Genomic DNA, 26,212 nt, shown 5'->3' with positions numbered 1-26,212 from the left:
GATCAACATGTTTGACAATGCAACCAGTCCAGTCAATGGTGCGGATGAATCATGCATCATATTGACAGAACCATTATTCACCTGCGTTGTCACAGCAGCCCAGAGTGCTGAAGAACTCTCAGCAAAGCGGACTTCTTTACCTTCCATTGATGAGATATTTGTGGCTGTATCAGATAAGCTTTCTGACCAGATTGCGCCAGTCGCCGAGATGACTGACATCAGCAGCATTGAACCAAATACAAAGCCTGCAAATTTTGGACGTCTGGTCAAAAAACCCAGCATGACAATAATAGAAACTGTGATAAGCAAGATTGCCAACATTTCCAGAAAATTGGAAAGTGGTGTCGGATTTTCTAAGGGCACACTACTGTTTGGCCCATACCAGCCGCCGCCATTACTACCAAGCTGTTTAATTGCCACCATCGGTGCCACAGGCCCTAATGGAATTTTCTGAGTGGAAAGTTCAGCATTAGGTTGAACTACCTGAACCTCTGGCCCGCCCTCAAAAGTCGAAGGTACACCCTGACTGTTCAGTAGCAGCGACCAGAGTAGACAAAGTGGAATTAAAAAACGGAATGTTGGCCGAATTACATCTGCCCAGTAATTTCCTACATTTAGTCTGGCCAGCGCTGAACTGTTATCACATTCGATAGGTCCTGGCTGTTTCAGATTAAACAACGCACGCAAGGTAGCAACTACCATAGCCAGCCCCATCATAGGCGTAATTATCTGCAAGCCCACAATACCGACCATTTGTGACAAATAAGATAGCTGTGCCTGACCAGAATAATGCTGCTGGTTAGTATTAGTCAGGAAAGAAATCATGGTGTGTAAAGCCAGGTCCCATGACATATTAGGTGCATGGTTTGGATTAAGTGGTAGCCATGCCTGTACCATAAAGAGTATCCAGACCAGCATGCCTACTACAAAACAACTTAAGACAAAGCTCAATATATAGGTTCTGGCACTCATTTCCTGTTGAGGCTGAGTGCCCAGTACGGCGTAAACAGGTTTTTCTATCCAGCTAAACAGGATGTCACTTCTCATTTTGTGATATTGCATCACGTCTGATAGATATTTCCCCAAAGGAAAAGCAAAAATTACTACCAGCGCGATCAATAAAAAGAATTCCAACATGCCTCTTTCCCCTATTTCAATAAATTAGAAGACAGAAGGAGCATCTGGTATTTTTTCTTATTTAATAACGCGTCCCCATGATGACTTATTCTCATGTACGCATCATCTGCAAATTGGGTAAACATTTTTCGAACCTTGATCATTGGAAAATTCCACTATCAAGTATGAAAAAGGGCACCGTAAATTTTCTATTGATAAAGCACTAAAGGGCGTAAATTTTGCGTAAATTCTAATTTCTATATAAACTTTTTAAAAAAATAAAAACAATGACATAAAACTATTTCATATTTATCAAAGTGAATATCCTGGAGAATAATCTAACTGATATAAACTGTTTTTATTAATATATTTATAGCCAGATTACTAAAAATAAAGCTCAAAAGTACGCAGTCATACTTTTGAGCTTATCGCATCTTAAAAAGCTTTGGTAAGGGTAAATACTGCGCCAGTATCTACACCGCGCTTGCCAGCATGATCTAACGCATCTTTATCCAGATTAGTACCCACTACAGCAAGTTCTGCGCTTGCATCAGGGAAAGAAGCGAAATTATAAGTCAGACCAGCTTTATAGTCGAAATAACTATTTTCACCTTGCTGATTAAAATCATAGTCATCTACAGTAGTATAGCCAATACTGGCCACCGCACCGAAATTAGTCTGGGCAAGCGGTACAGCATACCCCAGCGTAGCATTCCAGCTATTCTTGTCTTGACCTGCATAGTCATTGGTATAGCTCAGACTTGTTAATAGACTGTCATCATTTATTAATATACGTTCAAGAATAAGTCTGGCATATAACTCTGCATAATCACCCTCATTACCACTAATATAGTTATAGTAACTTGCACCTATATCTAAAGTTACAGGTACTGAACTTGATAATTTGAGAGGCGTGCTATAGCCAATTGATGGATCAAGTTCCATATGAGGGTCTGCAGTACCATAATCTACATTCGAGGCAAAAGCACTAAAATATAATCCACTTTTATGTGTCAGAGTTGCGGTTCCCTGAATAGCTGGATCAGTTTGGGTCTGGGTAATCCCGCGGAAACGGTAATCGCTGGTAAGAGTAATATTACCACTGAGTTCAAAGTCTTGGGTATTTTCAGCTGTTTCAGAAGCAGCAAAAATCTGATTTGAACATATACCAACAATTGAAAAAGCTATAACCTTTTTAAAGATTAAATTGGAGTTAAAAAGCATAATACATCACATAGATACTAAAATAAGTTATAAGATTAATTAGGCAGAGCGTAAAATTTATAGCATAAATTACTTGAAAAACATAAATTTTATATAAAAATTTTAGAAAATAATAATAGATTAAATAAAAATTAATTAATAAAGAGCAAAAAAAATAATACCTACAATTTAAATAAAAATTTAATAAAATACTATTTCTAATTAATATTCAATTAATTATATAATCATTAAAAATCAGATATAGAATAAGATGTTTTTATTTTTATAATTATTTAGATATGAGATTAAACCTACCTATTTAATATACTCTTCTTTACTTACCCAAATACTGTGTAGCAAGTAAAGAGAGCTTTTGTGTAGAGTAAAATATTACATTATTGTTATGAGCAGGGTCTATTTTTATAGAAAATGCTATAGCTCAAGTAACATGCAATCATAAATAGAATACAACAGATAAAACCGACTTGCATTGAAGGATCAGCAACCATACTGATACATGTAATGACGCAGAAGAGCCCTCCTAAAATTGGTGTGAGTGGAAATAGTGGTGCAGCGAATTTAAGATCCTTGACCGTTTTACCTGATTTAATCCACTGTCTGCGAAAGTTGAATTGGCATACACATATTGAAATCCAGACTACTACCATGGTAAAGGCAGCAACACCGAGCAGATTCTTGAAAATCGTTTCAGGAGCAAACTGTTCAGATAACAAACCAGGTATTGCCCCGAACATAGTTACAATTATGGCAACAATGGGTGTGCCAGAGCGTGTCAATTTGGCAAAGATTTTAGGCAACTGATTTTTGCTGGACAATGACCACATCATTCGAGAGGCAGCAAATAACCCTGAGTTTGCTGCAGATAATAATGCTGTAATGATGACAAAACGGATAATATCTTCTGCATAAGGTATTCCAATATAATTAAAGACCGTTACAAAGGGGCTATTACTAACACTGTTTGAATTGATACCCGCCATTTCAAATGGAAGTAATGCACAAATCACCACAATGGTGCCAACAAAGAAAATTAATAAACGCCAGATAGCTGCATTAATGGCTTTGGGAACATTCTTGGCTGGCTCTTCAGCTTCACCGGCGGCTACACCAATTAATTCTGTACCAGAAAAAGCAAAATTAACGATGAGCATGGTGGCAAAAATGGGATAAATCCCGGTTGGAAACCAGCCATGTTCTGTCAGCTTGCTAAATAACGGAGCAGATTCATGACCATGATAGGAAATCACACCAAAAATAGCGGCCAAACCTAATCCGATAAAACATAAAATAGTGAGTACCTTAACCAAGGATAACCAAAATTCAGATTCGGCAAATAAGCGTGTCGAGCTCACATTGAGTACAAAAACCAGAGCAGCAAACAGCAATGTCCATGTCCACATAGAAATGGAAGGAAACCATTCCTGCATAAGCAGTGCAGCCGCAGTAAATTCAGTGCCTAAAGTAGCCGTCCAAGTTAACCAGTATAGCCAGGTAATCATATAACCTGTACCCGGACCAATATACATTCTTGCATATTCACCAAATGAGCCCGATACAGGCATTTGTACAGCAAGCTCCCCAAGACAAAGCATCACCATATAGGCAATAAGGCCACCCAGCACATAAGCAAGGATGGCGCCGACCGGCCCCGTTTGTGCAATGACTTCCCCCGAGCCTAAAAACAGGCCAGTACCAATTGCGCCTCCCAGAGAAAGCATAACCAGATGTCGGGTACTCATAGCGCGTTTTAATGGCGCAGAATTGCCCTGATGCAACGCATCATTCGGAGAAGGAGATGACGGCATAGAGTTAAACGGAAAAGAGTAATGAAGCCGGCTATTTTAGAGAAAAAATGTAAATGTGCAATCGAAATAAAAAGCAGGAGAAATAACAGCAGAAGAATTGGCGTCCCTACGGGGATTCGAACCCCGGTTACCGCCGTGAAAGGGCGATGTCCTAGGCCTCTAGACGATAGGGACGTTTCAGAGGTGGGCTTATAATAGGGAGATTTTAAGGATGTGTCAAATGGCAGCTGGTATTATTTTTAACCAAATGAAAGTCTTACATCAATCAACTAACTTCTATGTTCGGGTTATAGGCAGATATACTTATGCCTAGGCCAGAGAGTTTAATTAGGCGATCAGAATAAAATAAAAGATGGCGTCCCTACGGGGATTCGAACCCCGGTTACCGCCGTGAAAGGGCGATGTCCTAGGCCTCTAGACGATAGGGACGTTCAGAAGGTAGCGGTATCTTATTGATCCGCTACCAGAGTGTCAAGCAGTTGAGGTGCGAGTTTGTTTAAAATATAGCAAAACAGCTCGGCAGTTTTCTGCGTGTCATATAATGCTGAATGTGCTTCTTTCCCGTCAAACTCAATTCCCGCCTGTAGACAGGATTTAGCCAGCACGGTTTGGCCAAACATTAAGGCACTGAGCGTGACCGTATCAAACACTGAAAAGCTATGAAATGGATTCTGGTTTTTAGTTCCACTTCGGTTAATAGCTGCCTGTAAAAAACCCAGGTCAAAATGGGCATTGTGGCCAACCAGTATGGCATGAGTACACAGCTGTTCACGGCGGATATCATGAATAGACTTGAAGATACGTTTCAATGCAGTCTTTTCATCTTCTGCCATCGCCATACGCATCGGATTAAAAGGGTCAACCCCAATGAAGTCTAGCGAGCGGCGATCCAGATTAGCGCCTTCAAACGGATTAATATGTGCATGATAGGCAGGACCCGGAATAAATTTTCCTTCCTCATCATAGATAATCGGAATACAGGCAATTTCAAGTAACGCATCAGTCTGTGCATTAAAGCCCGCAGTTTCCACATCTACCACAACTGGCAGAAAGCCACGAAAACGCTGACCAATCACAGGTCGTGAATCTTGTGTCACACTTTTCTCCATTGAATGGTTTGACCGGCATAAAGTGGAATAATCTGTTCATTTTCCAGATATTCTAGGCTCGCTGGAATCACCTGCGGTTCTTTAACCAAGCTAATTGTTTGAGTATTACGCGGTAAGCCATAGAAGTCTGCACCAAACATGCTGGCAAAACCTTCAAGCCGTTCAATACGTCCTACCTGATCAAATGCCTGTGCATAAAGCTCAATAGCAGTAGGTGCACTATAGCAGCCTGCACAGCCACATGCATTTTCTTTAGCATTTTTAGAATGGGGCGCACTGTCTGTACCAAGAAAGAATTTCGGGTTACCACTAGTTGCCACTTCCAGCAGGGTCTGCTGGTGGGTCTGACGTTTGAGAATTGGTAAACAGTAAAAATGCGGCTTGATTCCACCTACCAGCATATCATTACGGTTAAATAATAGGTGTTGTGGAGTAATGGTAGCTGCAACATTACGGTCCTGTTCCAGCACAAAATGTGCTGCTTCACTGGTAGTAATATGCTCAAGCACAACTTTAAGTGCTGGAAACTGCTTCAAGAGAGGAGAAAGCACTTCATCCAGAAAACGCTTTTCGCGGTCAAAAATGTCTACATGATTGTGAGTAACTTCACCATGTAACAGTAAAGGCACCTGATATTTTTCAAGCTGCTCTATGACTGCATATACTTTACGGATATCGCTGACACCATTGTCTGAATTAGTAGTTGCACCAGCCGGATAAAGCTTGATGGCATTAATATATTCTGAATCTTTAATTTTTTTAACTTCTTCAGGTGAAGTGTAGTCAGTAAAATAAAGAACCATACGCGGATCAAAATTTACCCCTTCAGGTGCATGAGCCATAATCCGTTCACGATAGGCTAGAGCCTCATCAACTGTTTTTACTGGTGGAACCAGATTGGGCATGCAAATGGCGCGGGAAAACTGTCTGGCCAGATCAGGCACGGTACGTTTAAGGGCTAGGCCGTCACGTAAATGGACATGCCAGTCATCTGGTTGGAGAAGAGTGATCGTATTCAATGTGTTCAGGCAAGAAAAATAAAATAGATGATAATCGATAAACTCTAAAAATGATAACGGCAATTATGGATAAAAGGCACAATAAAGTTCGTAATTTGCCCTAAGGGTATGCTATTTTTATAGAACTATAAAAACTATGCACGATGTTATGGAATATAAATATTACCTTACAACGTTGCAGCAACAAAAAGAAAAAATTGAAACTCTGGTCGCCCTGCATTCTCATTGTACCAGTAGTTCGTTGCCGCAGGCACTTGAACAAGAGTTCTGGCAGCAGAATACTGAACGGGCCCGGATCAATATCTCACAATCTTTTGCTGCAGGTGTGTGGGCTTACCTTTTATTTACGGCTTTAGTGTTGCCAGGTGATTACTGGCTTTCTGGTCAGCGTTTTTTCTCTGCAGATTTCCTGCTGTGTATTGTTGCCATGCTTAATGGCGCAGTAAGTCTGTTAACCCTTTATGGCTTTGCTAGAAGTAAACTGCTTCAGCCTTACTTTTATCAGGCTGCATTAGGTTTAATGCTCTGGACTATTATTTCAAGCTGTCTGCTGAGTATGAGTTTTGCTACCCCTGCACTCAAGTATCAGTCAGCGATTGTGTTATGTTTTATATATATGCTGGGGTTTATGATCAGTGGGGTACGGCCACTCCACATGCTTTTGGTCGGGACCCTGGCCGCGGTTATATCTATTTACTTACTGTTCGTATTTCATATTTCTTTTGAAGTGATCATTTTGAGCCGGGTACTGTTGGGAAGCTGTCTGTTTGGTTTTACTTTAAGTACCATGCTGATCAAGCGGGAACGTATACTGTTTTTAAATACCAAGCTTGCACAGCTTAATGAAAAAATTCAGTATATTCATGCTTCTGAACTTTTGCATTTAAGCCAGCATGACGAGTTAACCCAGATCTCTAACCGTCGTAATTTTGATGAGACTCTGGACAGTTTTTATAGGCAGTCACGTAAAGAAGGAACGCCCTTATCTCTACTGTTTATCGATGTGGATTTTTTTAAAAATTATAATGATTTTTATGGTCACCAGATGGGCGATAAAGTGATTTATAGTATTGCCAGAGCAATTAAAAATTCGATTCGGCACAGAGATTTTGTGGCGCGTTATGGTGGAGAGGAGTTTGTAGTGCTTCTTCCTGAAACCGAGGCGCATGGTGCTTATGCGGTTGCGTCCAATATTTATAGGGAAATTGAGCGGCTTGCTATTCCTCATGAACGTTCATGTATTGCCAGCTATATCACTATAAGCCTGGGTATTACAATTTATAGGGGAGAAGCGGCTGTAACACAGGAGGCTTTGCTTGAGTCTGCTGATCAGGCACTCTATCGCGCCAAACAGTTGGGCCGCAATCAGATTTTCTATCAGTCAGTCGGTTCAACAAAAGTTGCATAACCATTAATTCTTGTAAAAATAAAAGCCGCCAGAATCAGGCGGCTTTTAAACAGATTAAAAATTACTTCTTGTTATTTTCAAGCTGGGGTAAAGCTGAACCCTGACCCAATGATAGCAGGCCAGAGTCAGTATAAAGGCCCAGTTTGGCGCGTGTATCTGTAATATCCAGATTACGCATAGTCAGCTGTCCAATACGGTCCATTGGTGTGAACATTGAATCACCTTTTTCCATAGTCAAGCGTTCAGCTTCATAGGTCAGGTTCGGAGATTCAGTGTTCATGATGGTGTAGTCATTACCACGACGCAGCTCTAACGTGACTGTACCCGTAATTGCTTTAGCAACCCAACGTTGGGCAGTTTCACGCAACATCAGTGCCTGAGAGTCAAACCAGCGGCCTTGATAAAGAAGACGACCTAAACGCAGGCCATTGATGCGATATTGTTCAATGGTATCTTCATTATGAATACCCGTTACCAGACGTTCATAAGTGATATGCAGCAACGCCATGCCAGGTGCTTCATAAATACCACGAGACTTGGCTTCGATAATACGGTTTTCAATCTGGTCGGACATTCCCAGACCATGACGTCCACCAATACGGTTCGCTTCAAGAATAAGTTCCACCGGGTTATCAAAACGCTGGCCATTTAATGCAACTGGCATACCTTCTTCAAAAGTCACGGAAACTTCTTCAGCTTTAACTTCGACTTCATCTTTCCAGAACGCTACCCCCATAATTGGCTCGACAATCTTGATGCCGGCATTCAAGTATTCAAGATCTTTGGCTTCATGAGTTGCACCCAGCATATTTGAGTCGGTCGAGTAGGCCTTTTCTTTTGACATTTTGTAGTCAAAGCCGTTATCGATGAGGAACTGTGACATTTCAGCACGGCCACCAAGTTCATCAATAAAGGTCTGGTCTAGCCAAGGTTTATAAATTTTCAGGTTAGGATTGGTAAGCAGACCGTAGCGATAAAAACGCTCAATATCGTTGCCTTTATAAGTTGAGCCATCACCCCAGATGTTGACATCATCTTCTTTCATGGCCGTTACCAGCATAGTACCGGTGACTGCACGACCTAATGGAGTGGTATTAAAATAAGGCATACCGCCTGTACTGATATGGAATGCGCCACATTGAATTGCAGCAATACCTTCAAGCGCAAGTTGCAGGCGGCAGTCGATCAAACGAGCTTTTACCGCACCATAATTTTCAGCTTTCTTTGGAATGGCATCATAGTCATCTTCATCAGGCTGACCAAGATTTGCAGTATACGCATAAGGCTCTGCACCTTTTTGTTTCATCCACAATAAAGCAGCAGAAGTATCCAGGCCACCAGAGAAGGCAATTCCGACTTTTTTGCCTACTGGTACATGCTGCAAAATGGTTGCATTATCAGTCATTGCTAGTCCTAACTATAAAACAGGCACCACGAATTGGCTGCCATTGAAAAATCTATAAACATTTTATTGTAACACTTTTAAACGAACATGTTTTCTTAAAAAAAAGACAAACTTTAAAAATTATAGGGGCACCAAATTTATAATTACGCTTTTATGAGTTAGCCCAGTTCATAGAAATTAATAAGGAGATTTTATTTATAGCAGAAAATAATACGGGCTTTTCTTGACTCTATTTCATCATATTTTAAGTTTTAAAAAATCTATAAGACTAAAGTTTTATAAGAGCATTAAAAGTACAGTTTTTAATACTTTAAATTTAACTATTCTATTTATTAAACAATATATTAACAAAGAATAGAGGGTTTTTATTCTGAATTGACTTTGCCAAAAATTAAACATTTTCTAATTTAAATTGGTATGACCAATTTTATAGATAAAATTTTATATTGATCTTTAAATAAGCAAAATTTAGGATAATTAAAGTAATTAAAAGATTTATTGTTCTTTAAAGTAAATATTGGTCTGACCAATTATTGTAGGGTTAGACTAGTTAATATCTCGTGAGCATATCAAGGAGAAGAATGTGCTTTCACAATGGCAACAGATTTATGATCCGATGGGGAATTTATGGATTTCCAGCTTGGTCGCCCTGATTCCAATAATTTTCTTTTTTCTGGCATTGGCAGTTTTCCGTTTAAAAGGAAGTGTAGCGGGAACAATTACGGTGGTATTGGCTTTGCTGGTTTCACTTTTTGCTTATGGCATGCCGACCGATATGGCATTTGCCTCGGTGATTTATGGTTTCTTCTATGGTTTATGGCCAATATCCTGGATCATCATTGGTGCAGTATTCCTGTATAAAGTTTCTGTTAAAACAGGCCAGTTCGATGTAATCCGTTCTTCAATTTTATCTATTACTGAAGACCAGCGTTTGCAAATGCTGTTGGTCGGATTTGCTTTTGGTACCTTTCTTGAGGGAGCAGCAGGTTTTGGTGCACCGGTTGCGATTACTGCGGCATTACTGGTCGGTTTGGGCTTTAAGCCATTGTATGCTGCCGGTCTGTGCCTGATTGTGAATACCGCACCCGTTGCCTTTGGCGCAATGGGTATTCCAATTATCGTAGCGGGGCAGGTGTCTGGTGTAGATACCATGGAAATCAGCCAGATGGTAGGCCGCCAGTTACCGTTTATGGTGCCAATCGTACTGTTCTGGATTATGGCCATTATGGATGGCTGGCGCGGAATTAAAGAGACCTGGCCGGCTGTAATTGTAGCAGGCGGTGCATTTTCACTGGCACAGTATTTGACCTCAAACTTTGTAGGGCCTGAATTACCAGATATTACTGCGGCCATTGCGTCACTGGTGAGCCTGACAATCTTATTAAAATACTGGAAGCCTAAGCATATCTTTCGTTTTAAAGATGAAAATGACAGTCAGGTCGATGCCGAGCTGCTGGCTTCACAGAAGCAGAAATTCAGTATAGGCCAGATTGCCAAAGCCTGGTCACCATTTGTGATTTTGACAGCGATGGTAACTCTATGGAGTATCAAGCCTTTTAAAGATCTATTTGCTAAAGATGGTCCAATGCAGGATTGGGTGATTTCGATCAAGGTTCCTTATTTGCATCAGCTGGTTCAGAAAGTGCCTCCAGTGGTGCCCGAAGTTAAGGACTATGATGCTATCTTCAAATTTGACTGGCTCTCAGCAACCGGTACAGCAATTATTATTGCGGCGCTTATTACGATTGTTTATCTGAAAATGAAGCCACGTGAAGCACTGGTGACTTTTGGCGAGACAGTAAATGAACTAAAGACCCCGATTTACTCGATAGGCATGGTTCTGGCCTTTGCATTCATTGCGAATTACTCAGGAATGTCAGCAACATTGGCATTAGCCTTGGCGCATACTGGTAATGCTTTTACCTTCTTCTCGCCATTCTTGGGCTGGTTGGGCGTGTTCCTCACAGGTTCAGATACTTCTGCCAATGCACTGTTTGCAGCATTACAGGCAACTACTGCCCAGCAGATTGGTGTGCCAGAAGTTTTACTGGTAGCTGCCAATACCAGCGGTGGAGTCACCGGCAAGATGATTTCTCCGCAGTCGATTGCCATTGCCTGTGCAGCAGCAGGACTGGTAGGTAAAGAGTCCGATCTGTTCCGCTTTACGGTTAAACACAGTATAACCTTTACCGTAATGATTGGTATCATTATCACTCTACAGGCATATGTGTTCCCATGGATGATTCCATAGGATAGAAAGAGGAAGTGCAGGGTGAAGGTCTCCGATAAAGTTATACAAAGTTTGTATCAGCTGATTGAACAGCAAGGAATGAAAGTCGGAGATCGCCTCGCTTCTGAGCGTAAGCTATGTGAACAGCTTGGTGTATCGCGCTCCTCATTACGGGAGGCCCTACAGCAGTTAAATACTCAAGGTATAGTGCAGAGCCGGTTAGGAGATGGTACTTATATTTGCCAACTGCCTGTTACCTGGTCACAGCATAAAATTGTTCAGCCTCTAAGCGGCCTGATTGACCAGGATCCACTTTACCGCTTCGATGTGCAGGAAGCACGGTTGGTACTGGAAGGGGGAACAGCCTGGTATGCAGCTTTACGCTCTACTGCTGAGGACCGTGTCAAGATTCATCACTTTTATGACCAGATCAGCCATTTCCAGTCAATTGGTGATCCGGATCAGGCTTCGGTAGCAGACGCCAAGTTTCATCTGGCAATTGCTGAAGCATCTCATAACCTGGTCCTGATACAGACCATGCGTGGCCTGTTTGATCTGTTGCAATACAACGTGGTGCTGGGTCGCCGTAAAGTCTATTCAGAGTCAGACCGCTTTGACCAGTTGCATTTACAGCATTTCAAGGTCATGGATGCAATTGACCGTAAAGATCCGCAGGCAGCCCGCATGGCAGTTTGTGGCCATATCGAATTTGTTATACAACAGGTACGCTCGATTGATGAGGAAGAAGCCCGTCATCAGCGTGCCAGTCGCTTAAACAGGATTTAAAATGATTATTTCATCTTCTAATGATTATCGTGAAGCAGCGCGACGCCGTTTACCTCCATTTCTGTTTCATTATATTGATGGCGGGGCATATGCGGAATATACCCTGCAACGAAATGTAGAAGACCTTTCCAAAATCGCTTTGCGGCAGCGTGTCTTAAATGATATGTCCGAACTGAGTCTGGAAACCAAGCTGTTTAATGAAACCCTGTCGATGCCAGTTGCTCTGGCACCAGTTGGCCTGACCGGAATGTACGCTCGCCGTGGGGAGGTTCAGGCCGCGGTTGCTGCAGAGAAAAATGGCATACCTTTTACTCTGTCAACGGTATCAGTCTGCCCAATTGAAGAAGTTGCACCAGCCATCCAGCGCCCGATGTGGTTTCAGCTTTATGTATTGCGTGACCGGGGCTTTATGAAAAATGCATTGGAGCGTGCCAAGGCTGCAGGCTGTTCGACTCTGGTCTTCACCGTAGATATGCCGGTACCAGGTGCACGTTACCGTGATGTTCATTCAGGCATGAGCGGACCTAATGCTGCCATGCGCCGCTATATGCAGTCCTTTATGCATCCACACTGGGCATGGAATGTTGGACTGATGGGACGTCCACATGATCTGGGCAATATTTCTAAATACTTGGGTAAACCAACCGGCCTAGAAGATTATATTGGCTGGTTAGGGGCAAACTTTGACCCGTCCATTTCCTGGAAAGATCTGGAATGGATCCGTGAATACTGGGATGGTCCAATGGTCATTAAAGGTATTCTGGACCCTGAAGATGCCAAAGATGCGGTGCGTTTTGGCGCTGATGGAATTGTGGTATCTAATCATGGTGGACGTCAGCTAGATGGCGTATTGTCTACTACCCGTGCATTACCGGCTATTGCAGATGCTGTTAAAGGCGATCTGAAAATTATGGTCGATTCGGGAGTCCGTAACGGACTTGATGTAGTACGTATGATTGCGCTTGGGGCTGATTTATGTCTGTTGGGTCGTGCTTTTGTCTATGCATTAGGTGCTGCCGGCGGTGAAGGTGTAAATCACCTGCTTGAGCTGATTAACAAGGAAATGCGAGTTGCCATGACACTAACTGGCGCTAAAACTATTCAGGATATTTCTTCTGAATGTCTGGTCAAGCGCATCATGGAGTAAAACTGTGTCTATCACCGCCTCTAAAGTCATACAGCAGTTTCAGCAAGTGGTCGGAGAAAAATTTGTACTTACCGATGAGCAGGAAACCCGTCTTTACCGGCAGGGTCGACGTTTTGGTGAAGGACAGGTTCTAGCCGTAGTAGCTCCCGGTAGCCTGATTGAACAATGGCGTATTTTACAGATTGCAGTGGCTGCGGATTGTATTGTAATTATGCAGGCCGCCAATACTGGCCTGACTGGAGGCTCTACACCTTATGGTCATGATTATGACCGTCCAGTAGTACTGATCAGTACCCGTCGGTTAGCCGGTATACAGGTTATCAATTCAGGAAAGCAAGTTATATGCTTGCCGGGAGCAACTTTAGATGCATTAGAAAAAGCCCTGTTACCCTTTAACCGGGAACCGCATTCAGTGATTGGTTCCTCCTGTATAGGTGCCTCTGTATTAGGGGGAGTGTGTAATAACTCTGGCGGTGCACTGGTAAGACGTGGGCCGGCGTACACCGAACTGGCCTTATATGCTCAGGTTGATGAACAGGGACAACTGCATCTGGTTAATCACTTGGGAGTAAGTTTAGGTACCCAGCCAGAACAGATTCTGATACGTCTGCAAAATGGTGAGTATCAGGAAAAGGATATTGATTACAGTCCGCAGCACCGCGCTTCTGATCCTCATTATGGTCATGACGTGCGTCAGGTTGATCTTGATACACCGGCGCGTTTTAATGCTGACCCTAACCGGTTGTTTGAAACTTCAGGTTCTGCCGGCAAGGTCTGTGTTTTCGCAGTGCGGCTGGATACTTTTGAAAAATTACCAAGTCAGGTGTTTTATATTGGAACCAATAGTCAGGATGATCTGACTGCAATTCGACGCTATTTACTGACACAATTGCCGCGTCTGCCGATTGCAGGTGAGTATATTCATCGGGTAGCGTATGACATTGGCGAGAAATATGGAAAGGATACCTTTCTGTTTATCGAAAAATTTGGAACTGCGCGGGTCCCTAAAGCTTTTGCCATGAAAGACAAAATTGATGGCATGCTGGAAAAAGTCAAAATCAGAGGATTAACCGACAAGGTTTTACAGCTGTTAACCGGCGTTTTGCCACCCCATTTACCGCAGCGTATGGCCGAGTTCCGTAACCGCTATGAACATCATTTACTACTTCGTATCGAAGATCAGGATATAGCACAGGTAGAAAGTTACTTGCAGGAGTATTTTAAAATACACTCTACAGGTAACTATTTTCTGTGTAATGAAGAAGAAGGCCGTAAAGCTTTTTTACACCGATTTGCCATTGCAGGAGCAGCTATACGTTATCGTGATGTACATCGCCGGGAGGTCGAAGACATTGTGGCGCTCGATATTGCCCTAAAACGCAATGACCGGGAGTGGCTGGAAACCTTGCCTGAGTCAATGGAAGAGCAGATTATACATAAACTCTACTACGGTCATTTCTTGTGCCATGTTTTTCATCAGGATTACATCGTCAAGAAAGGGGTTGATCCATTGGCTATGGAGCATGCCATGTGGAAACTGCTAGATCAGCGTGGTGCCGAATATCCGGCCGAACATAATGTTGGACATTTATATGTAGCCAAGCCTGCTTTAAAACAACACTATCAAAAGCTTGATCCAACCAACAGTTTCAATGTGGGCATTGGTTATACTTCCAGAAAAAAATATTGGTCATAAACCAAATTCTTTTAACTGTGCTTTTAAGAACTATTTATTAAAAGCACAGTTAAATTCTTCCCCGCAATACTCTTAAAGCCACCCTATATTTATATTTAAATTTTTTAAATAGCCTAAGCTTAAAATTGACGTTCAAGTCTTTATCCTTCAAATAAACAGCCATAAACAATATAAAAAAATCAGTTAAAGTAGATGCAACAAATTGCAAAGCCCACTAATTACAAGGATATCCTATGACCAGCTATGCAAATATTTTAAAGCCATTAGATTTGGGATTTACTACAATTAAAAACCGGATAGTAATGGGGTCTATGCATACCGGGCTGGAAGACCGTTTTTATCATTATCCGAAGCTTGCGGCCTATTTTGCCGAGCGTGCCAAAGGTGGAGTTGGACTCATTATTACCGGAGGTATAGCACCTAATCGAGAGGGCTGGCTATCGCCAATGGGAGGCACCATGAACAGTCTGGCCGACATTCCCCATCACCGGTTGGTCACTCATGCTGTACACAAACATGGCGCTAAAATTTTGCTTCAGATTCTGCATTCTGGGCGTTACGGTTATCAGCCACTGGTCGTTTCTGCCAGTCCGGTTAAATCACCTATTTCCCTGTTTAAACCACGAGAAATGAGTGAGCGTAATATCCTGACTACTATTAAGGATTATGCACATGCTGCCAGCCTTTCAAAAAAGGCGGGCTATGATGGGGTTGAAATTATGGGCTCGGAAGGGTATCTGTTAAACCAGTTTATGAGTCGGCATGTCAACCAGCGTCAAGACCGATGGGGCGGCACACTGGAAAACCGGATGCGGTTTTCACTTGAAATTGTAAAAGCTATCCGTGAGGCAGTGGGGGAGAAATTTATTATCTGTTTTCGTTTATCAATGCTGGATCTGGTTGATAACGGTAATACCATGGATGAAGTCATCCAGATTGCCCAGGCGTTAGAAAAAGCAGGTGTAACTTTGCTAAATACCGGGATTGGCTGGCACGAAGCGCGTATTCCGACCATTGTTACCTCTGTACCGCGTGCTGCTTTCGTCGATTATACCGCTGAAGTGAAGCAGTATGTGAATATACCGGTCATTGCCTCAAACCGTATTAATATGCCGGAGACTGCCGAAATCATTCTGGCTGAAGGAAAAGCCGATATGGTACAAATGGCACGCCCATTTCTGGCTGACCCTTTTTGGGTAGATAAAACTGCTACAGACCGTGTCAATGAAATTAACACTTGTATCGCCTGTAATCAGGCCTGCTTGGACCATACATTTAAATGGCAGCGTGCAACCTGTCTGGTCAATCCGCGGGCAGCTTATGAAACAGAACTGGTCTACGTGCGTACAAAAAAACCTAAGCGGATTGCTGTAGTGGGGGCTGGGGTTGCCGGAATGTCTGCGGCTACAGTTGCTGCGGGACGAGGGCACCAAGTGACTTTATTTGAAGCAAGTGATGAAGTCGGGGGACAGTTTAATTTAGCCAAAGTTGTGCCAGGCAAAGAAGAGTTTCATGAAACCATTCGCTACTTTAAGGTTCAAATTGAGAAAACCGGCGTAGAGCTTCGCTTAAATACCCGCATTAATCGGGAGCAGTTAGAGCGTGAAGGATATGATGAAATTGTGGTTGCCACAGGTGTTATACCGCGTCAGCTTAAAATTGCTGGCAGTGAAGCGCCGCAGGTTTTGTCTTATGCAGAAGTGCTTAAGGGCGCAAAAGTGGGATACAGGGTTGCAGTGATAGGAGCAGGAGGAATTGGTTTTGATGTTTCTGAATTTTTACTCAAACCTGTCTCACAGCCTCAGCCACAACCTTTAACTGAATGGCAACGTGAGTGGGGCGTAGATTTAGAATCTCATTACCATACGGAAGGTGGAATGGTTTCGGCCGAATTGGAAACACCCGTTCGGGAAATTTATTTACTGCAGCGCAAACCTACGCCCTTAGGTGCAGGGCTTGGTAAGACAACAGGCTGGGTGCATCGTGCACAACTGAAAAAGCATCAGGTACGTATGTTGTGCGGTGTAAATTATAAAGCAATTACTGATGAAGGCTTATGGATTTCTCACGATGGGCATGACCAGCTGCTCCGTGTCGATACGATTGTAGTATGCGCTGGACAGGAATCCGTTAAAGATTTGATGCCACAGGGTGGAAAGAAAGTGCTGGCCAACTATCACATTATTGGAGGAGCAAAGCTGGCAGCAGAGCTTGATGCCAAGCGTGCTATTCGTGAAGGAGCTGAATTGGCTGCAAAGCTTTAACTAAATGATGAAACAATAGACATTTGACTATAAAGCACTAAAATTTTTCTTGAATAAAATGAAGAGGCTTTGTATTCTTAGCGGCATGGAAGCGTGGCAGAGCGGTTTAATGCACCGGTCTTGAAAACCGACGAGGGTTCACGCCCTCCGTGAGTTCGAATCTCACCGCTTCCGCCAGATATCTAAATAAGCCCTTGTATTTACAAGGGCTTATTTTTTTAACTATAGTTTCTTTACGTGTCTCTATAAAAAGTTAAAGCAGGCATACTTTTTTGCGTCATATTTGGAGCATAAAAGATGTGGTTTAAAAATTTTACCTAAAGCATTAACTTTTAAAGCTGATGCAATTTATAAAAGTTTCAACACTAAGCACTCTAATAAAGTTATTAAACTTTCTTTATAGATTTAAGAGTAAAAATAACGTAACTTTTTTAAATAAAGTCATATTTAGGTTTTATAGGTGGAGAGTAAAATACTCGTTTCACTATTATAGATACCTGAAATATTACGAATCCGTTCCAGTACTTTATCAAAATTCTCAAGAGTATCTGACTGTAATTCGACCAATATATCCCACTTTCCATTGGTTGTATGAAGACGTTGCACTGCTGACTCTAAACGTAATTCGCGAATGACCGCCTGAGCCTTAGTTCCTTCAACCATAATATTCATCCATGCACGGATCACATTTTTCTCTGCATTTGGGCGAAAACGTACCGTGTAGCCTGTGATAGTGCCTGAAGCCTCCATATATTCAATTCGCTTTTGAACAGTAGCTCTAGAAACACGCGCTTTTAGGGCTAAATCTGTAATAGACATTCTCGCATTATCTTTAAGTAAACCTAAAATAATATGGTCAATATTGTTCATTTTGATATTGGGTATTAGCAAATTGATAAAAATTAAATCATTTTAATATTTATAAATAATTTTTTGAATCAATTTGTTTATTAATAATAGTGCAAACATAAAGTCCCGAAGAGTTTTAGCTAGATCACTTGAAGTATTAAGCGTTCTTAAAAGGGTGCTGAATTACAAATAAGTTCTCAAGTACCGGGAATCTAGAGACAACAGGGACAATGGATTAATTAAGGAACAGATGATGTCTTTATCGTATACGGATCAGAATAATGGTGCTTGGCAAACTTACCTTACTCAAATTGACCGGGTAGCGCCCTATTTAGATGCTGATTTAAGTAATTTTATTAATACTCTTAAAAGACCAAAGCGTACTCTGATTGTTGATGTTCCAATTGTTATGGATGATGGGACAATTCGTCATTTTGAAGGTTACCGTGTACAGCACAATCTGTCACGTGGACCAGGTAAAGGTGGTATTCGTTATCATCAGGATGTTGAATTAAATGAAGTTATGGCCTTATCTGCCTGGATGACGATTAAAACTGCGGTATTGAATCTTCCATTTGGAGGTGCTAAAGGGGGAATTCGAGTCAATCCTAAAGAACTTTCACTACGTGAACTGGAACGTTTAACTCGTCGCTTCACCAGTGAGATCAGTTCAATTATTGGTCCTCAAATTGATATTCCTGCTCCAGATGTAGGTACGAATCCTAACATCATGGGCTGGATGATGGACACCTACTCAAGCATTAAAGGGCACACTGTAACAGGTGTCGTAACAGGCAAACCTGTACATTTAGGCGGTTCTCTCGGACGTGTACGGGCTACCGGTCGGGGCGTATTTGTAACGGGGCTGGAAGTAGCCAAGAAAATTCAGCTGCCTGTTGCAGGTAGCAAAGTCGCTGTGCAAGGCTTTGGTAATGTAGGAAATGAAGCAGCTTATCTGTTTAGTCATGCTCAAGCCAAAATTGTTTGTGTTCAAGACCATACAGGCACAATTTTTAATCCCGAAGGTTTAAGTGTTAAAGCATTACAAAAACATGTCACAGAGCATGGAGGCGTAATGGGCTTTGCTGAAGCTCAGGTGATTGCAGATGAAGATTTCTGGGATGTCGATATGGATATTCTTATTCCTGCGGCACTAGAAGGTCAGATTACAGTTGAACGGGCACAACGGCTTAAAGCTAAAATTGTTCTGGAAGGCGCTAATGGCCCGACCTATCCCGAAGCAGATGATGTTTTCGTGAGTCGTAATATTGTAGTGGTGCCAGATGTCATCTGTAATGCAGGTGGTGTAACGGTAAGCTATTTCGAATGGGTTCAGGATATGGCGAGTTACTTCTGGAGCGAGGAAGAGATTAACGAGCGTCTTGATAAATTAATGATTCAGGCCATCGCTGATGTCTGGAATACAGCAGAAAATAAAGCATGTAGCTTGCGTACAGCAGCTTATATTCTCGCATGTGAACGTATTTTAAAAGCACGTAAAGAACGCGGTATTTTCCCTGGATAAGTCAGTTTCATAAAGTCAGAGCCAAATATAAAACAGGAAGTGGGTAAATAAAATGAATGACGTAGCGATTACACGTAGCAACTTTAATGATTGGATGGTTCCAGTTTTTGCTCCAGCAAATTTTATTTTAGTTCGTGGGGAAGGTTCTCGTATTTGGGATCAAGACGATAAAGAATATATTGATTTTGCCGGTGGCATTGCAGTGAATGCTTTGGGGCATGCACATCCTGTTGCAGTAAATGCCCTGACTGAGCAGGCACAAAAACTTTGGCACATTGGCAATGGTTATACCAACGAGCCTGTTTTACGTCTCGCCAAGCAATTGGTAGAAAGTACTTTTGCCGACAAAGTGTTTTTCTGCAACTCGGGGGCAGAAGCGAATGAAGCTGCATTAAAACTGGCACGTAAGGTAGGCCTGCTAAGCGGTAATTCTGAAAAAAATCATATTGTAGCATTTAAAAATGCTTTTCATGGCCGTACTTTATTTACAGTGACAGCAGGTGGACAGCCAAAATATTCTCAAGATTTTGCACCATTACCAGGTGGGATTGAGCACACTGTATTCAACGATCTTGAAGCAGCTAAAGCGGTAATTACTGAAAATACATGTGCTGTTATTGTAGAACCGATTCAGGGCGAAGGCGGTGTTCTGCCAGCAGATATCGAATTCCTGAAAGGCTTACGTGCACTATGTGATGAAAAAGGTGCTGTACTGATTTTTGATGAAGTACAAACGGGCGTTGGCCGTACCGGTTCGCTTTATGCTTATATGAATACAGGGGTAACGCCTGATATTCTCACCACAGCAAAAGCATTAGGCGGTGGTTTCCCGATTGGTGCCATGATCACCACAGATCATTATGCCAACATGTATGCAGTGGGTGATCACGGTACCACCTATGGCGGCAACCCATTGGCCTGTGCAGTGGCGGGTGCGGTATTTGAATTTATCAATACATCACAAGTATTAGACGGCGTAAAACAACGTCATCAATATTTCATTGATGCCTTAAATAAAATCAATGCGCAATATGGCCTGTTCAAAGAAATCCGTGGTCAAGGTTTATTAATTGGCTGCGTGCTGAAAGATGAATACGCAGGTAAAGCCAAAAATATTGTGACACTGGCCGGTGAGGAAGGATTACTGGCTTTGGTTGCTGGAGCAGATGTGGTTCGTTTTACCCCTTCCTTAATTATTCCGCAAGAAGATATTGATGAAGGTCTGAACCGTTTCGCCCGTGCACTTGCACGTCTTTAAATCTTTTGTGAGCATCTAACCATGATGATTGTTAGACATGCAGCGCATCGGGATTTAGATGATATTTATCGTTTGGCGCAAAGAGCCGGTGAAACAGGGATTGGTCTGACTTCCTTACCACAAAATCGAGACATTCTAGCTGAACGTATTACACGTACCTCGCGTACTTTAGCGGGTCTGACCGAAAAGTGTGAGGCAAGTTATCTGTTTGTACTCGAAGACACCAGCCTGCAGAAAATTGTAGGTGTAAGTGCTATTGAAGTGGCAGTAGGGCTAAAGGAACCTTTTTATAATTTTCATGTGGCGAAGCAGGTCCATGCATCTAAAGCATTAAATGTTTATAAAACTTTAGATACCCTGTTTTTAAGTAATGACCATACAGGGTGTAGTGAGCTTTGCACCTTATTTCTTGATCCTGAATACCGTAAAAACCAGAATGGAAAATTTTTATCTAAAGTCCGTTTTCTGTTTATTGCGGCGTTTAGAACACATTTTGAAGAGCGGCTGATTGCAGAGATGCGAGGTTTTTCGGATGAAAAGGGTTACTCGCCATTCTGGGATGCATTAGGCCATCACTTTTTTGATATGGACTTCGCTGCTGCCGATTATTTAAGTGGGACCGGACAAAAAGTATTTATTGCTGAATTAATGCCTAGATTTCCGGTCTATGTCGATTTACTTGGCGCAGAAGCTCGGAAAGTTATTGCAGAGGTCCATCCACATACTTTACCGGCTGCAAAGGTATTGATGTCAGAAGGACTTAAGTATCAAGGTTATGTTGATATTTTCGATGCAGGTCCTACTTTGGAAGCCAATATTGCTGACTTACGCGCAGTCAAAGAAAGTCGTGTATTGAAGATCAAAATTACTGAGCAGGTCGAAACATCAAATAAACAGTATCTGATTGCAAATGATCAATATGCAGATTATCGCGTATTACTCATTAATAACCAGATATTAACTACCGATATCTTATTGGTGACGCCACAGCAGGCTCAAGCACTTAATGTCCAGGAACGGGATGAAGTGCGAGTTTTAGCATTAGAAAAAATGGAGAATAACTAATGTCACAAGGTGCATTATTCATTAATGATACCTGGATTCAGGGACAAGGGCCTGCGTTCAGTAAAAAAAATCCTGTCAGCAATGAGCAAATTTGGGCAGGGCATGAAGCCAGCCAGGCCGATGTTGAGCAAGCTTGTCATGCTGCTCGGCAGGCATTTCCAGCTTGGGCACGCTTAGCCTTAGAAGAACGAATTGCCATTATTGAGCGTTTTGCCGGCTTATTGGAACAACATAAAACCCAACTGGCTGAAGTGATTAGTCAGGAAACCAGTAAACCGCTATGGGAAACCTTAACCGAAGTACAATCAATGATCGGTAAAGTGGCGATTTCAATCCGCGCTTATCATCAACGGACTGGTTTTAGCGAAACTGAAATGCCAGATGGGGTGGCGTCGTTACGTCATCGTCCTCATGGCGTGCTGGCTGTATTTGGCCCGTATAACTTCCCGGGTCATTTACCAAATGGTCATATTGTTCCTGCACTGATTGCCGGCAATACCGTGGTGTTTAAACCAAGTGAACTCACCCCTTGGACTGCGGAAGAAACTGCAAAATTATGGCAACAGGCCGGTTTATCCAAAGGTGTACTGAACATCGTACAAGGTGGGCGTAGCACGGGTGAAGCACTTGCAGCAGCTGAACAAATAGATGGTTTACTGTTCACAGGCAGCGCCAACACAGGTTATCAATTGCATAAGCAAATGGCTGGTGCACCTGAAAAAATTCTTGCTTTGGAAATGGGCGGTAATAATGCCCTGATTATTGATGAAGCAACCGATATTGATGCGGTGGTGAATTTAGCCATTCAATCGGCTTTTGTTTCTGCGGGACAACGTTGTACCTGTGCACGCCGTATTATCGTTAAACAGGGTGCCAATGGGGATGCCTTCATTCAACGTTTTGTTGAAGTCGCTAAAAACTTGGTGGTTGGTGTCTGGAATGCTGAACCACAACCCTTTATGGGCGGGGTGATTTCTGCACATGCTGCGGAACAGATGCTGGCAGCACAAAGCAAACTGATTGCTCTAGGTGCAAAAGCATTGTTGGAAATGACGCGTCCACAAGCAGATAGTTCATTGCTCACCGCTGGCATTTTAGATGTAACCCAGGTTACCGATATTCCTGATGATGAATACTTTGGCCCGCTCACCACGATCTATCGCTATAACAGCTTCGATGAAGCCTTAAATATTGCCAATAACACCCGCTTTGGTTTGGCCGTAGGGCTGGTGTCACCTGACCGTGATTTATTTGATCGTGTATTGATTGAAGCGCGGGCAGGCATTGTGAACTGGAATAAGCCATTAACAGGTGCATCAAGTGCGGCACCGTTTGGTGGGGTGGGCGCATCGGGCAATCACCGTGCCAGTGCGTTCTATGCCGCAGATTATAGTGCATGGCCGATGGCTTCCCTGGAAAGTGACAGTGTGAGCTTACCCTCAAAATTGTCACCGGGCATTGTGCTGTAAGACGGACCACATCAGGACACATGGAGAAAAAAATGTCAGGTTATGAAATCAACTTTGATGGTCTGGTTGGGCCGACACATCATTATGCAGGTCTGTCTTTTGGCAATGTCGCATCAACTAAAAACCGTAATAATGCATCCAATCCGAAATTGGCCGCAAAACAAGGCTTGAAGAAAATGAAAGCGCTGGCGGATTTGGGACTCAAGCAAGGCGTGTTTGCCCCACAAGAGCGGCCACATGTGCCAACGCTACGCCGTCTGGGTTTTAGCGGCAGTGATATTGACGTGATTACCCAAGCCATGCGCACTGCGCCGGCACTGTTGTCGTCATTGAGCTCGGCTTCCTCCATGTGGACTGCGAATTCTTGTACGGTGTCGCCATCGGCAGATAGCGCGGACGGTCGCATGCATTTTACTGCGGCAAACCTGAACAATAAGTTCCATCGCTCAATTGAGCATCATACGACCACACGTATTCTGCAAGCAATGTTCAACAATGATGTATATTTTGCGCACCATGAAGCATTGCCTGAAGCCGCACTGTTTGGGGATGAAGGTGCAGCCAATCATAACCGCCTCGGTGGTGCTTATGATCAGGTTGGTGTACAGGTGTTTGTATATGGCCAGCAACAGATTGGCGGCGGGGTTGCTCCACAGAAATTTCCTGCACGTCAAACTCGTGAAGCAAGTGAGGCTATTGCCCGTTTGCACCGTCTCGATAATAATCGCACGATTTTTATCCAGCAAAATCCTGAAGTAATTGATCAGGGCGTTTTTCATAATGATGTTATTGCTGTCAGTAACCAGCAGGTTCTCTTTCATCATCAGCAGGCATTCTTAAATCAAACTGACGCATTGCAGGAAATCCGTCAGAAAATGGCAGGGATTGGGCAAGAGTTTGTGTCGATTGAAGTACCTGAAAGTCGAGTCAGTGTTGCTGATGCGGTATCGACCTATTTGTTCAATAGCCAGATTCTGACCCGTGCGGATGGCGGCATGAGTATTGTGGTACCGGAGGAATCTCGCCAGAACAAAGCAGTTTGGGACTATTTGAATGACATGATTCAAATGGGTACGCCAATTGATGACATCAAGGTGTTTGATCTGCGTGAAAGTATGCGAAATGGCGGTGGTCCTGCATGTTTACGCTTACGTGTGGCGGTGAATGAGGCGGAACTTGCTGCGATCAATCCAAACCTGTTTATGAATGATGCATTGTTCAAAACCCTGAATCAGTGGGTAGATCAATATTATCGTGACGAGTTAACCCAGGACGATTTGGCTGATCCGGATTTATTGATTGAGAGTCGCACCGCGCTGGATGAACTCACCAGGATTCTGGGTTTAGGTTCGGTTTATCACTTCCAGAGATAAATATTCAATAACGCTTTTAAGGATGAAAGTACATGGTTGATCTACTCGCGTTGACGTTGGCGCAACAGCCCCCTGAGCAGATACAGGGTGAAACGGCTGGATTTACATGGCAGTGGCTGGGTGAAGGGCTATTGCAATGTACGCCAAAAACGGCTTATCGAAAAACCATCGTGCTTTCGGCTGGTATTCATGGCAATGAAACGGCACCGATCGAATTGCTGGCACAGATCATTCAGGATTTGTTTTCCGGTCAGCTGGCTTTAGCGGTTCGTGTACTTTTCGTATTGGGCAATCCCGCTGCAATCCGACAAGGGGTTCGTTATCTTGAAAATGATATGAATCGCATGTTCTGCGGTGCTTACCAGCAATTGGCCCAAGATGGCGAAACTCAACGTGCAGCGTTATTGGAACAGGTTACTACACAGTTTTTTCAGCAAAGCCAGTCAAATGCACAACGCTATCATTATGATTTACATACCGCGATTCGTGAATCTTTACTTCCAGTTTTTGCCCTATTCCCTTACCAGATGCAGCCTTATGATGACTTTTTAATTCAAAGCTTAAAGGCTGCTGATCTGGATGCCTTGGTATACCACAATGCAGCTGGAAAAACTTTCACGCATTTCACCACTGAACGTTTTCAGGCCGCCAGCAGTACTTTGGAATTAGGTAAGGCCAAACCCTTTGGACAAAATGATTTGGCCGGGTTTTTCAGTACGGACCAGATGCTGCGTGCTGCACTTTCAGGTCAGGCCTTACCAAACAGACAGAAGCAGGATATTCGTCAGTTTAAGGTAATAGATTCAATCCTAAAAATAAATGATGACTTTAAACTGAACTTAAGTGCAGATGCACCTAATTTTTCTACCTTTCAACCAGGTGAGGTGATTGCTACACAGCAAGCGGGCAGCTATGTGGTACAGGATCAGCCGCTCTGGATTTTATTTCCTAATCCAGAAGTAAAAACGGGGCTTAGGGCAGGCCTGATTTTGAAAGAAATTAAATAGGTTAAAGCGATTAGAAACAGACGGGATGTCGGTAGAGAAGAATATACATGGAGTTTGAATATGGAAGCTCAGTAAAAATACAACAGGGATAAAAAATATCTTTTTGATATTAATTTTTTATGGAACTAAGCAGCAAGGACAGGTTGTCATAAGAAGACAGTTGGAGCAAGCGTGTATGAGTAACAACAATGAAAAAATATTTCCGTCAGGAGAAGTTCTGGGTGAGCAATATGTGGTTCAGCAAGACACATGTAGTAAGACAGAAGTTTCTGCAGCAGAGACAGATAAACCCCTAAAGCGTGCCATGACCAAGCGTCATTTAGTCATGATTTCACTGGGGGGCGCAATTGGAACAGGACTGTTTTTAGGCTCAGGTGATGTCATTTCTCAAGCTGGCCCAATAGGCGCCATTTTATCTTATCTGCTTGGGGGAGCGATTGCCTATATGGTGATGCTT

The 26,212-nt window shown here is 42.8% G+C and carries 19 protein-coding genes, 3 tRNA genes and 1 pseudogene; 14 read left to right on the top strand and 9 right to left on the bottom strand.

Features of this window, described 5'->3' with window-relative positions; genetic code table 11:
* The 7 genes from B3X18_RS08125 to pyrC form a co-directional block, all read right to left on the bottom strand.
* Positions 1–1,137: potassium-transporting ATPase subunit KdpA (locus B3X18_RS08125; RefSeq protein ID WP_286935373.1), on the bottom strand; the 1,137-nt coding region annotated here is incomplete at its 3' end.
* 414 nt (positions 1,138–1,551) lie between these two features.
* Positions 1,552–2,340 carry a TorF family putative porin gene (locus B3X18_RS08120; RefSeq protein WP_005027141.1) on the bottom strand — a complete coding sequence of 263 codons (789 nt, stop codon included), beginning with the start codon at positions 2,338–2,340 and terminating at the stop codon, positions 1,552–1,554.
* Between the two features lie 380 nt (positions 2,341–2,720).
* Positions 2,721–4,145: an amino acid permease gene (locus B3X18_RS08115; protein WP_286935372.1), complete on the bottom strand. Its 1,425-nt coding sequence runs from the start codon at positions 4,143–4,145 to the stop codon at positions 2,721–2,723.
* A 98-nt stretch (positions 4,146–4,243) separates the two neighbouring features.
* Positions 4,244–4,319, bottom strand: a tRNA-Glu gene (locus B3X18_RS08110).
* Positions 4,320–4,498: 179 nt separating this feature from the next.
* Positions 4,499–4,574 (bottom strand) — tRNA-Glu (locus tag B3X18_RS08105).
* Between the two features lie 20 nt (positions 4,575–4,594).
* Positions 4,595–5,254 (bottom strand): ribonuclease T, encoded by a 660-nt coding sequence (gene rnt / locus B3X18_RS08100; protein WP_005404392.1) that lies wholly within the window; start codon positions 5,252–5,254, stop codon positions 4,595–4,597.
* Complete coding sequence (pyrC, locus tag B3X18_RS08095; RefSeq protein WP_034675435.1) at positions 5,239–6,273, bottom strand: dihydroorotase; 1,035 nt, start codon at positions 6,271–6,273, stop codon at positions 5,239–5,241. Before pyrC ends, rnt begins: the two co-directional genes overlap by 16 nt.
* 148 nt (positions 6,274–6,421) lie before the next feature.
* On the opposite strand from pyrC, the gene B3X18_RS08090 reads away from it, so the two are divergent.
* On the top strand, positions 6,422–7,681 hold the full coding sequence (locus B3X18_RS08090) for a GGDEF domain-containing protein (RefSeq protein ID WP_034675535.1): 1,260 nt from the start codon (positions 6,422–6,424) through the stop codon (positions 7,679–7,681).
* A gap of 61 nt (positions 7,682–7,742) precedes the next feature.
* Here the strand turns inward: B3X18_RS08090 and argG are convergent, their stop codons facing one another.
* Positions 7,743–9,086 (bottom strand): argininosuccinate synthase, encoded by a 1,344-nt coding sequence (gene argG, locus B3X18_RS08085; RefSeq protein ID WP_005019187.1) that lies wholly within the window; start codon positions 9,084–9,086, stop codon positions 7,743–7,745.
* Between the two features lie 583 nt (positions 9,087–9,669).
* On the opposite strand from argG, the gene lldP reads away from it, so the two are divergent.
* The 6 genes from lldP to B3X18_RS08055 all read left to right on the top strand — a co-directional run bounded on the left by lldP (position 9,670) and on the right by B3X18_RS08055 (position 17,386).
* On the top strand, positions 9,670–11,337 hold the full coding sequence (gene lldP, locus B3X18_RS08080) for an L-lactate permease (protein ID WP_005027170.1): 1,668 nt from the start codon (positions 9,670–9,672) through the stop codon (positions 11,335–11,337).
* A 21-nt stretch (positions 11,338–11,358) separates the two neighbouring features.
* Positions 11,359–12,102, top strand: a complete 744-nt coding sequence (gene lldR, locus B3X18_RS08075) for a transcriptional regulator LldR (protein WP_005019193.1) — start codon at positions 11,359–11,361, stop codon at positions 12,100–12,102.
* A gap of 1 nt (position 12,103) precedes the next feature.
* Positions 12,104–13,249 (top strand): FMN-dependent L-lactate dehydrogenase LldD, encoded by a 1,146-nt coding sequence (gene lldD, locus B3X18_RS08070; protein ID WP_005406852.1) that lies wholly within the window; start codon positions 12,104–12,106, stop codon positions 13,247–13,249.
* Positions 13,250–13,253: 4 nt separating this feature from the next.
* Positions 13,254–14,945 carry a D-lactate dehydrogenase gene (dld, locus tag B3X18_RS08065; protein ID WP_005027165.1) on the top strand — a complete coding sequence of 564 codons (1,692 nt, stop codon included), beginning with the start codon at positions 13,254–13,256 and terminating at the stop codon, positions 14,943–14,945.
* 233 nt (positions 14,946–15,178) lie between these two features.
* Positions 15,179–17,209 (top strand): NADPH-dependent 2,4-dienoyl-CoA reductase, encoded by a 2,031-nt coding sequence (locus B3X18_RS08060; protein ID WP_005027163.1) that lies wholly within the window; start codon positions 15,179–15,181, stop codon positions 17,207–17,209.
* A gap of 87 nt (positions 17,210–17,296) precedes the next feature.
* Positions 17,297–17,386: transfer RNA gene (locus B3X18_RS08055), tRNA-Ser, on the top strand.
* Positions 17,387–17,656: 270 nt separating this feature from the next.
* Here B3X18_RS08055 and B3X18_RS08050 read toward each other — a convergent pair.
* Positions 17,657–18,079 carry an Lrp/AsnC family transcriptional regulator gene (locus tag B3X18_RS08050; RefSeq protein WP_005027161.1) on the bottom strand — a complete coding sequence of 141 codons (423 nt, stop codon included), beginning with the start codon at positions 18,077–18,079 and terminating at the stop codon, positions 17,657–17,659.
* Positions 18,080–18,308: 229 nt separating this feature from the next.
* On the opposite strand from B3X18_RS08050, the gene B3X18_RS08045 reads away from it, so the two are divergent.
* The 7 genes and pseudogenes from B3X18_RS08045 to B3X18_RS08015 all read left to right on the top strand — a co-directional run.
* Entirely contained in the window at positions 18,309–19,583 is a 1,275-nt protein-coding gene (locus B3X18_RS08045) for a Glu/Leu/Phe/Val family dehydrogenase (protein ID WP_026055441.1), read from the top strand.
* Between the two features lie 52 nt (positions 19,584–19,635).
* On the top strand, positions 19,636–20,841 hold the full coding sequence (locus B3X18_RS08040) for an aspartate aminotransferase family protein (RefSeq protein WP_005027156.1): 1,206 nt from the start codon (positions 19,636–19,638) through the stop codon (positions 20,839–20,841).
* A gap of 21 nt (positions 20,842–20,862) precedes the next feature.
* The gene (gene astA, locus B3X18_RS08035) at positions 20,863–21,906 is read left to right on the top strand and encodes an arginine N-succinyltransferase (protein ID WP_005027153.1); all 1,044 of its coding nucleotides are present in this window, start codon (positions 20,863–20,865) and stop codon (positions 21,904–21,906) included.
* Positions 21,906–23,375, top strand: coding sequence for a succinylglutamate-semialdehyde dehydrogenase (gene astD / locus B3X18_RS08030; protein ID WP_005027151.1), 1,470 nt, complete (start codon positions 21,906–21,908; stop codon positions 23,373–23,375). The genes astA and astD overlap by 1 nt, the downstream gene beginning before the upstream one ends.
* A gap of 32 nt (positions 23,376–23,407) precedes the next feature.
* Positions 23,408–24,748: an N-succinylarginine dihydrolase gene (gene astB / locus B3X18_RS08025; protein ID WP_005027149.1), complete on the top strand. Its 1,341-nt coding sequence runs from the start codon at positions 23,408–23,410 to the stop codon at positions 24,746–24,748.
* Positions 24,749–24,780: 32 nt separating this feature from the next.
* Positions 24,781–25,755: a succinylglutamate desuccinylase gene (gene astE, locus B3X18_RS08020; RefSeq protein ID WP_005027147.1), complete on the top strand. Its 975-nt coding sequence runs from the start codon at positions 24,781–24,783 to the stop codon at positions 25,753–25,755.
* A 175-nt stretch (positions 25,756–25,930) separates the two neighbouring features.
* Positions 25,931–26,212, top strand: a pseudogene (locus tag B3X18_RS08015) (S-methylmethionine permease); the annotation flags it as partial.

Source organism: Acinetobacter sp. UBA6571, from assembly GCF_002434085.1.
Lineage (GTDB): Bacteria > Pseudomonadota > Gammaproteobacteria > Pseudomonadales > Moraxellaceae > Acinetobacter > Acinetobacter radioresistens.
Note: the sequence above shows the minus strand (reverse complement) of the source record. Positions and strands in the feature narration are given on the sequence as shown.